The sequence below is a fragment of the Methylophaga sp. UBA2689 genome (assembly GCA_002354555.1).
Classification (GTDB): domain Bacteria; phylum Pseudomonadota; class Gammaproteobacteria; order Nitrosococcales; family Methylophagaceae; genus Methylophaga.
The window spans coordinates 2,558-14,066 of sequence record DELT01000092.1 but is presented as its reverse complement, the minus strand read 5'-3'; the positions used below and the strand labels follow the sequence as shown (position 1 = coordinate 14,066).

9 protein-coding genes are annotated in these 11,509 nt (G+C 44.3%); all 9 read right to left on the bottom strand.

Annotated features, from left to right (window positions below; translation table 11 throughout):
• Positions 1–120 precede the first annotated feature (120 nt).
• Positions 121–417 carry a hypothetical protein gene (locus B3M51_RS11010; RefSeq protein ID WP_292759208.1) on the bottom strand — a complete coding sequence of 99 codons (297 nt, stop codon included), beginning with the start codon at positions 415–417 and terminating at the stop codon, positions 121–123.
• Between the two features lie 323 nt (positions 418–740).
• Positions 741–2,753 (bottom strand): LTA synthase family protein, encoded by a 2,013-nt coding sequence (locus B3M51_RS11005; RefSeq protein WP_292759205.1) that lies wholly within the window; start codon positions 2,751–2,753, stop codon positions 741–743.
• Positions 2,735–3,121 carry a diacylglycerol kinase gene (locus B3M51_RS11000; RefSeq protein WP_292411109.1) on the bottom strand — a complete coding sequence of 129 codons (387 nt, stop codon included), beginning with the start codon at positions 3,119–3,121 and terminating at the stop codon, positions 2,735–2,737. Before B3M51_RS11000 ends, B3M51_RS11005 begins: the two co-directional genes overlap by 19 nt.
• 35 nt (positions 3,122–3,156) lie before the next feature.
• Positions 3,157–4,047 carry a cation diffusion facilitator family transporter gene (locus B3M51_RS10995; RefSeq protein WP_292759202.1) on the bottom strand — a complete coding sequence of 297 codons (891 nt, stop codon included), beginning with the start codon at positions 4,045–4,047 and terminating at the stop codon, positions 3,157–3,159.
• Positions 4,048–4,120: 73 nt separating this feature from the next.
• Positions 4,121–7,234 carry an efflux RND transporter permease subunit gene (locus tag B3M51_RS10990; protein WP_292398338.1) on the bottom strand — a complete coding sequence of 1,038 codons (3,114 nt, stop codon included), beginning with the start codon at positions 7,232–7,234 and terminating at the stop codon, positions 4,121–4,123.
• A 14-nt stretch (positions 7,235–7,248) separates the two neighbouring features.
• Positions 7,249–8,352 carry an efflux RND transporter periplasmic adaptor subunit gene (locus B3M51_RS10985; protein WP_292411112.1) on the bottom strand — a complete coding sequence of 368 codons (1,104 nt, stop codon included), beginning with the start codon at positions 8,350–8,352 and terminating at the stop codon, positions 7,249–7,251.
• A 23-nt stretch (positions 8,353–8,375) separates the two neighbouring features.
• Positions 8,376–9,674 (bottom strand): TolC family protein, encoded by a 1,299-nt coding sequence (locus B3M51_RS10980; protein WP_289245101.1) that lies wholly within the window; start codon positions 9,672–9,674, stop codon positions 8,376–8,378.
• 64 nt (positions 9,675–9,738) lie between these two features.
• Positions 9,739–10,083: a hypothetical protein gene (locus B3M51_RS10975; RefSeq protein ID WP_292411840.1), complete on the bottom strand. Its 345-nt coding sequence runs from the start codon at positions 10,081–10,083 to the stop codon at positions 9,739–9,741.
• Between the two features lie 995 nt (positions 10,084–11,078).
• On the bottom strand, positions 11,079–11,509 hold a 431-nt coding region (locus B3M51_RS10970), incomplete at its 5' end, for a hypothetical protein (RefSeq protein WP_292759199.1).

Sequence of the window (11,509 nt, the reverse complement as noted above, 5' to 3'; positions counted from 1 at the left end):
GACGTGAAAAAAATGCTGAAAACTTTGTTCGCAAACTCACTCCCAAAATGGTGGGAACGAGAACAACCAACACTAATTCGAAAATAATGGTGTCAAGTGGTACTTCCAGTTGAATGCCCATCAGCCATAAAAAAGCAGAGGAACAATGAAAGGGGATAAAGCAGTATTTAAGACATTAAAAACGGCAGCCAAGGCAACATTGCCTCGCAACACTAACAACGGAGATGATACATCTGTGGGTGCCAAGCAAAGTTTGACCCATAACCATCGGACCACTGCAAAAAATAATCGGCCGGTCAGTAGCCCGGCAAGCGACATTGGGCCGTAGACTAGAATCATCGCTAAAAATTGCCTTGAAGGTTTACGAAGCACTAATCGCACGGCATGGGCATCAAAAGTCAGGCTGATAATAAACATTAATGCAGCAAGTTATAGCCCAATTAGTGGTTGGAAATATTTACCCGCCTCAGGTAACCCCAATCCCAGCCCAGCCACAATAATGACAAACCAAACGAGATTTGATTCTACGTAATAAATTAATCTAGTAATGGTTTTAAATTTACAAACTTCATGTGTGGATGAGAATAAATTACCCAAACATAGAACTAATTTAAATCGTGCAAAAAAAGATCAATAATAAGTAAATACTCAATATCATGATCAATATAAAAACATTAATAACATAGAAATCCTTATCTTTAATGCGGCCAATCAATAACTGCATAATAGGATGAGAAATGCTAATTTTTGTTTGATGGATGCCCAACAGGCATATCGTAACGTTGCTGACGGTATAGCCAAGAAGGTAGTAATACATGTGCTAATGCTTCGTTAGCATCCTCTCTATTTGCCGGACCTTTGAGCTCTAGTTGACGCTTTTTGAGAACATACTGCCCAGCCAGAGCTTTCTTTTGAGGGCGTAAAATGGTCACCTTCTCACCTTGCAACAGGGCAAAATAATCGGCAAATTGCATCATTGCCCTGCCGGGTGACTGCTGCTCGGCTGGACGGCTCAAATCTCTGCCTATCATTGGTGTCTCAGCGCTGATGCCCATCAGTGATAGTAAAGTAGGCGCCATATCAATCTGGCTCGCCACCGTCTTGATACGTTTTGGTTTTATATCAGCCCCTAAAATGAGACCCGGGATTTGAAAACGTTCTATCGGCACAAGTGCATTTCCATAAACATTCAAATCATGATCAGCAATCACCAAAAAGAGGGTATTCTCCCAGTAATCGCTTTTCATAGCTGTGTTAAAGAATTGTCCCAAAGCATAATCTGCATATTTAACAGCATTCAAATCAGTTTGTTTCTCGGCCGAATGCAGATCGATCTTGCCATCAGGGAATTCGTATGGCGAATGGTTGCTGGATGTAAAAACTAAACTAAAGTACGGTTGATAACTCAGGTTCGCTTGAACGATCCGTTGATGCGCCATATTGAATAGATCTTCATCTGAGACCCCCCAACTGCCTACGAAGAGCGGATCAACGTAGTCATTTTGGTCAACGATAGATTGAAAACCATTGCCAATAAAGAAGTTAGCCATGTTATCGAAGTGAGATTGCCCACCATAAATGAATTCAGTTTTGTAGCCGCGTTGACTCAATAAGTCTGCGATGGTGAAAAAATTCTGTTGTGATAAAGAAAGCTTTACAACGCTTCTTGCGGGTGAGGGCAAAAAACCCGTTATCGTGGCTTCAATTCCTCTTACAGATCGTGTGCCGGTTGCATAAAGTTGTTCAAACCACCAGCCCTTATTTTTCAGTTTTTCCAATTCTGGTGTTACAGAATACTCTCCACCAAGAGATTCGACGAAGGTGGCACCCAGGCTTTCTTCAAGAATGATAACCAGGTTAAGTGGTATATCTCTTTCAACTGTCGCGGGGCGCTTATTGATAGTTGGAAAGGGTGCATTTGGATCATTATCAAGCCAAGGATAATTCTCGCTCATTTCCTGCATAATTTGTTCATCAGTAAGCGTACCATAGACTTCTCCGGCTTCTGCTTCATGCTTCATGTTGTAAATAGCAAAATACACTGACCAGGTTGAGTTAATGACTAGGCTATTGACCATAGCATCCGAAGTGATTGCAAACATTGCCGGATTGGCTGGACGATGCGATAAAGTAGACCGGATCATGACTACTAGGATGAGAACCATAAGAGGCCAAGTCAGCCAAACACGCCAAACCGGCCAGTCCAAATGATATTGTTTTAACCAATGCTGTAACAGCCGATTCGTGAACAAGCCGGCTAATATAGTGAAAACAACCCCGAGAATAAGTGGCAGACGAAAACCTTCCCACAAGGTTGAGAAAACTTCTTTTGGATATTGTAAGTATTCGACAAAGAGTCTGTTCGGACGCAAGTCATACTGAACAATAAATGTCGGTGTGGCAGACTCCATAAAAATGATCAAAACAATGATCATTAAACTCCAGAACCACACCAACTTTTGCCATAATTGCCAGGTTAATTTATTGACCAGTAGCGGCATCAACAACATCAGTGGCGCAATAAGCATACCCATAATAATGAGATCAGCTCTGAGCCCCTGAATGAATAGTGATGGCAGATCAATTGCTGCCGATACCCGATCCCACTGCCATACAACAAGCCCTAATCTTGATAGCGAGAGAATAAGAAGCCCAATAAGCAGAACCTGAAATAAAATGCGGTAAGGTCCGAGCAGTGAGGGTGATTTTGTGAATATATCTTTTTCGTTTGAATTCAAAAAAATCTGTGCCATAGCAATAATGTCCATGCTGTGATTGAAATAATAAGGGTAAGTAAGACAGCCAGTGATCCATAATCTTTGGCCCGACCGGTTAATAAGTGATGCTCCAAACTGACTCTATCCAGCGTCGATTCAATTGCTGAGTTGATCAACTCGACGACCATTACAGCGATCATGCTGGCAATTAATATAAACCGCTCAATAGCGGTAAAGTCTATCCAGAACACAACTGGCAATAATAAGACAAAGGCAATAAATTCCTGACGAAAAGCAACTTCGTGACGCAGTGCAGAATGCAACCCTTTGTATGAATAAAAAGTGGCCCAAAGCATACGTTTGAAACCAGTGAACTTTTTAGGTTGGATATTAATAATTGTCATTTTTTTATTTGCGTAAAATGTTATTGAGATGCTGTTTAATGGTCACTAAAATCTCTGCAATGCTCCTGATTCAGCTCAAGCTCTATCGTGGTGTGATCTAGATCATATTGAGATAAAGACTCGGCAATCGTTTGTTTCATAGCCAGGTAATTTTCAGAAGAGACATTATCGTTATTAAGTGTCAGGTGTGCAGTGAGGACATGGTGTTCACCATCAAGTGACCAAAGATGTAAATGATGTACCTCATTGACACCCTCAATGCTGACAAGAGTTTTTTTGATCTCATCATGCAGCGCTTTATCGGGCACTGCCTGAAAAAACAATTTACCGGTCACCCACAAATTACGAACAACATTAAACAAGATGAATAGCGTAAAACCAATGGATAAAAGCGGATCTAAAATCGGCCAGTCGGCAAACTGCAGAATGATGGAAATGATCAACACAGCCAGCCAACCTAATACATCTTCTAATAAATGCCAGTTGAGTATTTTTTCATTAAGAGACGTCCCTTTACTCAGCCGATAAGCCGCAAACCCATTAACAGTAACCCCCAATACGGCCAATGCCAGCATACCTTCGGTAACCGGCATTACTGGATCGGCCAAACGTGGTATTGCTTCACTCAACACCCATATTGAGCCAGCGATTAACACCAAGCCGTTTATCAGAGCACCAAAAAGAGACAAGCGCCGATAACCATAGGTGAACACAGAATTAGCAGATTTATTGCCTGCGCGGTTCAAAAACCAGGCACTGCCGATAGACAGACTGTCACCAAGATCGTGAACAGCATCAGCCATAATTGCTGTGCTGTTGGTCAGCCAGCCACCGATGAATTCAATGATGGTAAAACTAACATTTAGAAAAAAAGCCGTTGCAATCCTTTTATCAGAAGCACCATCCTCTTGATGATGTGTATGCATAGAGATATACCTTTATGTTTTTGTTTATTGATAAACTCAGGAAAGGTTGGCGGCCAATACAGGCCGCCATGTTTTATCTTGATTTTCCACGGCCGTGCACTATCCGGTAAAGTGCCGGCAACACCACCAGTGTTAGCAAGGTTGACGAAATAATTCCGCCAATGACGACCGTTGCCAGTGGCCTTTGCACCTCAGCCCCGGTACCGGTATTGAGTGCCATCGGCACAAAACCGAGACTTGCTACCAGAGCCGTCATCAATACTGGCCGTAACCGAGTCATTGCACCATCAACGATTGCTTTGTGCAGATCGCCGTGCCGGTGCCAGTAATCCCTGATGAATGACAACATGACGAGACCGTTTAACACCGCAACACCCGAGAGTGCAATAAAACCAACCCCTGCGGAAATAGATAGCGGCATATCTCGCAGCCAGAGCGCCAGCACCCCACCAGTTAATGCCAATGGCACACCAGTGAAGATAATCGCTGCATCACGAAATGAACCAAACAAGGTAATCAGCAGGCCCATAATGATAACCAACGTAACCGGTACCACAATCGACAGTCGTTGACTGGCTGATTGCAGTTGTTCATAGGTTCCACCGTATTCGATCCAATAACCGGGTGGTAATTGCACTTGCTCAGCAATACGCTGTTGAGCTTCTTCTACAAAAGAGCCCAGATCCCGGCCTCTGACATTGCTGGTGACCACGACACGCCGTTTGGCGTTTTCTCTGGAAATCTGACTCGGCGCCTCCGTTAATTCGATGGTTGCGACTTCAGACAAAGGTACGTAATCACCACCAGGTAAACTCACGGGCAGATTTGACAAGGCGGGTATGTCTTGTCTAATTTCTTCAGGCAACCGCACCACCAGATCAAAGCGCCGATCGCCATCATAGATCAGGCCAACTTCGCCACCGCCAACGGCGGTTGATAACATGTTTTGCAAATCATCAACATTAAGACCATAACGTGACATGGCCATACGTTTGGGTTCAATGGTCAGCATAGGCATATCATCGACCTGTTCCAGCCGGGCATCAGCAGCGCCGGGGATCTCCTGAATCACAGCCAGAACCGCCTCTGCATTTTGCTTAATCAAGTCCAAATCATCGCCGAAAACTTTAATACCCAAATCCGCACGAACGCCTGAAATTAACTCGTTAAAGCGCATCTCAATCGGTTGGGTAAACTCATAGTTGTTACCTGGTAATTGGGTAACCGCCGCTTCAATTTCTGCAAGTAGTTCGCTTTTAGGTAATTCCGGATCCGGCCATTCACTCCTAGGCTTAAGTATAAGAAATGTATCGGCCACATTAGGCGGCATCGGATCAGTCGCGACTTCTGGTGTACCGATTTTGGCAATCACCTTATCTACCTGTGGGAAAGTTTTGAGCCGCTGTTCAAGCTGTTCCTGCATTTTGATAGATTGCTCAAGGCTGGTACCGATCGTTCGCAGTGCATGTAAGGCAATATCACCTTCGTTCAGTTGCGGAATAAATTCCGAGCCCATTTTGCTGGCCATGTTGACAGACAAAGCAACCAACACAACAGCCAAAAGCATCAGCAGCCAACGCAATTTGAGGCTGAGCAGCAACACTGGCCGGTAAAGCCATTTGGCACCACTGATGATAAAACTTTCTTTTTCAGTGATTCGCCCCCCCATAAACATAGCGATGGCAGCCGGCACGATAGTCAGCGTAAAGACCATGGCAGATAGTAATGCAATAACTACTGTGGCAGCCATTGGCTCAAACATCTTGCCTTCAACCCCTGTCAATGAGAATAATGGGATATAGACAATCGTGATAATCATGACGCCAAATAAGCTTGGGCGTATCACTTCATTGGTGGCCTCATAAACGACATTTAAGCGTTCTTTAACAGGCAACACTCCACCGTTTTGTTTTTGTGCCATAGATAATCTTCGGATAGAGTTCTCAACAATAATTACCGCACCATCGACAATCAGGCCAAAATCAAGTGCCCCCATACTCATCAAATTGGCAGAAATACCTGCCTGTACCATTCCAGTAATCGTTGCCATCATTGATAGTGGTATAACTGCAGCCGTGATTAAGGCCGCGCGGATATTGCCTAACAACAGAAACAACACAACGATAACCAGCAAAGCACCTTCAAGCAGATTTTTTTCAACCGTGGCAACGGCTTTATCGACCAAGGTGGTGCGATCGTATACCGCTTCCAGTATGACGCCCTCCGGTAATGACGATTGAATCTCCGCCATTTCACGAGTCACAGTCGCAGCAACTTCACGTGAATTTTCTCCAAACAACATCATAACTGTGCCGACAACCGTCTCTTTACCATCACGTGTTCCCGCACCACTGCGCAACGGCTTACCAATCACAACGTCGGCCACATCTTTGACGAGCACCGGCCGATCATCGATATTTTTCACTACCACCTGACCAATATCATCGATGGATTTAAGCTGTCCTGGCGATCGAACCAAAATCTGCTGCCCATAACGTTCAATATAACCGGCGCCCCGATTATCATTGTTTTGCATCAGCGCCTGTTTCAGATCACTGAGGGACACGCCAAAATTCAGCAATTTCGCCGGATCCGGCTGAACATGAAATTGCTTTTGATAACCACCGTTAACATTGACTTCTGTGACCCCTTTTACCCGCTCCAGCCGGGGTTGAATGACCCAGTCCTGAAGCACTCGTAAATCGGTAGGATCATATGAACTGCCATCAGGTTGCCTGGCATCAGGTTCTGCGGTAATTGTGTACATGACAATTTCACCCAGCCCGGTCGCGATAGGTCCCATCTCCGGTTCAATACCCTGTGGCAGTGAGCCTTTTATCACTGCCAAACGGTTATTAATAAGATTACGCGCAAAATACAGATCGGTGCCTTCTTCAAATATCACGGTGACTTGTGATAATCCATAGCGAGAGATGGATCGGGTGTAATCAAGATCCGGCAGTCCGGCGATCGCTCTCTCGATGGGATAAGTGATGCGTTGTTCAGATTCCAGCGGCGAATACCCGGGTGCTCTGGTATTGATCTGCACCTGTACGTTGGTGATATCAGGCACCGCATCAATCGGCAGCTTCTGAAAGCTCCAGATCCCAAGGCCAATGATAAGAAATATCATTGACAACATCAGGCCACGTCTCTCGATTGAGAGACTTAAAATATTATTAATCATGTCTGTTTCCTAAATCAGTGAGCGTGAGCTGCGCCGGCTTTTTCCAGATCAGCTTTAATCAGATAGCTATTTTCAGCGACGATGTCATCGCCCTGCCGGAGTCCGGATATAACCTCACTGAATTGACCATCATTAAGACCCAGTTGTAATGGCCTGACTTGATATTGATTACCTACTTTGACAAAAGCGACTGATGCGCCTTCAAACTGTTGTATGGCACTGTTAGGAATTCTTAGTTTGACTTCTGTTTGCTCGGTAATGGCTTCAGCCTCAACGAGCAAACCCGGAAACCAGACTTGCTGCTGATTATCAAGTGCAACGCGGGCAATCCGATAAGGGGCATCATCTTTGCTTGGCAGCAGTTGCTTTATCGTCGATTCATAAAATGTGTTGTTATGTAACAGACGCACTTTCTGACCGGGTTTTATATTCATGGCCTGTCCTGGAAAGACTTTGAGTTCAGCCCAAAGTGATTGGGTATTCGTGATCGTAAACAAACTTTGATCTGCCGCGACTTCGCCGGTATTGGCATCTTTTGCTGTAATGACACCTGAGATGGGCGCGGTTAAGTTATAACTCTGTAAGCTGTTGTTTGACTCAACACTGGCTAATAGCTGACCTTTTTTGACAGAATCACCAAAATTCACATAAACGCGGGTGATTTGACCCGGAAAACGTGCTCTGACTTGACTTATCTCATCAGGTGATAAAACCACTCTACCGTAGAGTTTGGAGGTGACCGATATTTGTCCGGCTGTAACTTCTGCAGTTACCACACCGTGTTTTTGAGCCATACCGTCATCCATTTCTACATGCTCACTACCTTCATCCTCAGCGTCGTGAGCATGCCCTTCTTCTTCGGGTTTTGATTCAGCGCTATGATCATGTTCATCCTCTTTTGGCATCGATTCATCATGGTTATCTTTATCATGTGTTATCTCATGATCATGCTGCTGATTTGATTCTGCTAGCTGGGCTTGTGCTTGTTGATCTGATTGAGGAGCCTCATGCGCATGACCATCTTCAGCAATGGCAGGTGACATGATGAGCAATATTAGCGCTGCTATTGATAGTAGGCTGCTCATGGGTAAAAAAACGAAATGTGATTTATTAAACATAGTTTTGTCCTGATTCATATTGCTTACTCTGCAGCTGTTAGCGGTTCGGCGGTGAGTTGTTCGATTTCTGTCTGATATAGCAATGCAGCCGTTGCAGCCTCAATGACACTACGTCTGGCACCTAGCAGGTCTTGTCTGACGGTAAGAAATTCCAGATAACTGTAGAGTCCCCGTTGATAACCGGTTTGCGTTTGCTCCAGACTTTTAGTGAGTTTGGGGATAATCTGTTGTTGCAACTTGGAAATACTTGCAATTGCTTGTTCACGCCCGGAATAGGCCCGATAAAGCTGAGCATGAAGTTGCAACAGCATATCTTGACGGCGATAGCTGACTTCATTACGCGCGGCCAATGCTGATTCAATATCCCCTTGCGCTCGCTGGCGGCTGAACAAAGGCACTGACACACCAGCAACTAACGCCGAATCATTCAGTCCTTCATCTCGCCTGATCCCAACTGACCAGGTCAGATCTGCAACTTGCTGAGTTCTGGCAAGACGTACTTGTGCATCACGAACCCGCGTTTCTGCAGCGAAACGTTCCAGTTGCGGATTTTGCTGGGCCTGATTAAATAAGGCTTCAAATGACATGGCCTCGCTAAAGGCAAACAATGAGCCTGTGGCGGTCTCAAAATTAGGTTGATAACTCCCCCACAAATTAGCGAGTACCACTTTGTTGGCTTCCAGCTGACGTTTTTCGGCAGCCAATATCAGTTCAGCCTGATTAACAGAAGCTTCGGCGCGGCCCAAATCTGCTTCAGCCGCGACGGCAGCACCTACACGTTTATTAACTTCTGTTAATGTTGTTTGTGCCAGTTCCAGCCCCGTCTCGGCTAGCTTTACACGCTCTTGGCTATTGAGCACTTCAATAAATTGTCGTGTTACCTGACCTAGCAAGTCCAGCGCTTTTATTTTGCGATCAACACGGACAACATCGCTTTGTTGTTCCACTAGTTCAACACGGGACAGTCTTTTATCCCCCAGTTCAACGACAGAGGAGAGAGTGACCGTGGTTTCAAGTGACTTGATACCGCTTAGTTCCCTGGTGCCAGCGAAATTTTCAATCTCAGCACCAACAACATATGCCGGTTTGAGATTGGCCGTTTTTTTCTGGGCTTCAAGTTGTTGCTGACGAATTGGAAAAACCTGTAATGCCGGATGTTGCGCCAGTGTTTGTTGCATGGCCTCGTTTAAACTCAACGTTTTCGTTTGTTGAACGTTCTCGGCTAATACCGGCGAGACAGAAAAGGCAACCAGCATCGAACAAAGCAATGCACGGATAGCAGGCGCACGCACATTTGTAGTGCGATCAAAGTGTATTTTCATGAAATTAGATCCTGTTTAACTGCAAACAACGGACTTACGTTAAGTCCGCAAAAACATCAGCAGTTCAAGATCTCGGAGGGCGGTACATACTGACTGTAAAGTCAGGTTTTGGCGATCTAGGGTGGAGGTTGAAATAATTGTCTGGAATAGCAGCAACATTAATTCCATCAATATTAAAGATGGCGATAAAATGTGAACACTGACAATGCATACAAAAATCACAATCGCCAGTACTTTGTGCATCATGCGAAGACGCATTGTTCGCTTGTTGAATTGCATTGGAATCATCAAGAACAAGCTGATGTTCTTGTGGTGTCTTGGAATCAGATGTATGAATGTCAGCCGCAACTATGCCTGATTGCATCACAATCATAAAGATGAGCATGTTGATAAATAATTTTACTGACATTCGTTAATTTTATTAATGGATTCTGATGTCTTAGTTAACAAGATACTAACTTAGTTCCCAAAAGATTAGCAAAATTAAAAGTTCTCTGCTGGGTCTGTGAGAGTCTGCCACTGTTTTTATGTAACAAACACATTTTATGTAACAAACACAAAGTTTGTGATGATTTTGAATAGTGTATGAGATCTTATGCTCGGGGTCTCCGGATCTATAAACAAAACTAAGACACTATATAATTCGCTAATACTAAGGCGAGAGAAATGTATTGGCTGAAAGATCTTGAGCTATAGAAATTCAGAAAGTGTTGTGTATTCATATTTTCAACTAAAGCAGCTAATTATGAATAGATAGCATGTTGCTAAGTCCACTTAATATGTGCTCGAACTCATTGCGTTCATCACGAAGCTTCTGTTTTCTGACTTGGTACCCACACTTTGGCGTCGCACCCCCTGGACGACCTCGCCAGTCCAAGTCACAGCCACAATAGAGTGTTCCTAATGATCCATTACGATTCTGGTCATGATAAACATGCTCACGAAGCTCAGCTTTTGCTTGTTCAAATGATTCTGGAGCTGCCAGTGTCTAGATACAGATGAGCAATCCAGCGAATAGCGATAATATGATTTTATTCATTAATCTTTTCATCTTCATTTTATTGTTCATACAATCACTGTCACTAAACGACTGACACGCGGGTTACGAACTTTGACGATATCGTCTGCCGGCGAATTATCTCGAATTAACGCCCAGGTTTCTGTGGTCCGGTTTGGCTTTCCATTCCGAAGAGTCTGCTGGGGCTTTATTTTCTTCCAGTTGGATGAGGTGAGTAATTTAGAAAACCGACGCCAGGCACGGTCAATCGAGCTGATGACCATTCGCTCACAAAAGCGTTCGACATCAAGTCGCGTGAGGTGAATATCACCAATATGCGTTTTGATTTATAGGTCCAAGCAATCATTTGGAGTGATGTCGTCAACTTTCCCACTAAATTCTTCAACCTACTCAGTCCGACGGGCCACCTTGATAGCAGCTTCAGCAAAACGTTTTTGAAGAAATCGGCCATTGAGATACGTATCAGTATTGGTAGTCTGTAACTTCTGAGTTTTACGAATAGCACCAGAAGAGACATTCAGCTGCAGCTCTTTACCGGTTCGACTCATTCCTACATTCGTTTTGTGCAACAAGATATATTTGATGGCCAGTAATTCCGCCAGCTTATAAGGTTCTGACTGAGAGGATGGTATCGACACATCTATTGCCCGGACAGTCGTGATTCTTTCCCCATGCTGCACACGGAAAAATACGCGATATTGATTCTGGGATATAGGCTCACGATGAACTGCTGTTTCTAAGATGGTAAGTGACATTGTGTATTCTCCTGGTTGAATGATTTGTGTCAAAACTACAAAACCATCAAACCACGGAACTA

Coding starts and splice junctions, on each gene's coding strand:
- B3M51_RS10975 (WP_292411840.1), bottom strand. CDS start 10,083: ATGTCAGTAAAATTATTTATCAACATGCTCATCTTTATGATTGTGATG.
- B3M51_RS10985 (WP_292411112.1), bottom strand. CDS start 8,352: ATGTTTAATAAATCACATTTCGTTTTTTTACCCATGAGCAGCCTACTA.
- B3M51_RS10990 (WP_292398338.1), bottom strand. CDS start 7,234: ATGATTAATAATATTTTAAGTCTCTCAATCGAGAGACGTGGCCTGATG.
- B3M51_RS10995 (WP_292759202.1), bottom strand. CDS start 4,047: ATGCATACACATCATCAAGAGGATGGTGCTTCTGATAAAAGGATTGCA.
- B3M51_RS11000 (WP_292411109.1), bottom strand. CDS start 3,121: ATGACAATTATTAATATCCAACCTAAAAAGTTCACTGGTTTCAAACGT.
- B3M51_RS11005 (WP_292759205.1), bottom strand. CDS start 2,753: ATGGCACAGATTTTTTTGAATTCAAACGAAAAAGATATATTCACAAAA.
- B3M51_RS10980 (WP_289245101.1), bottom strand. CDS start 9,674: ATGAAAATACACTTTGATCGCACTACAAATGTGCGTGCGCCTGCTATC.
- B3M51_RS11010 (WP_292759208.1), bottom strand. CDS start 417: ATGTTTATTATCAGCCTGACTTTTGATGCCCATGCCGTGCGATTAGTG.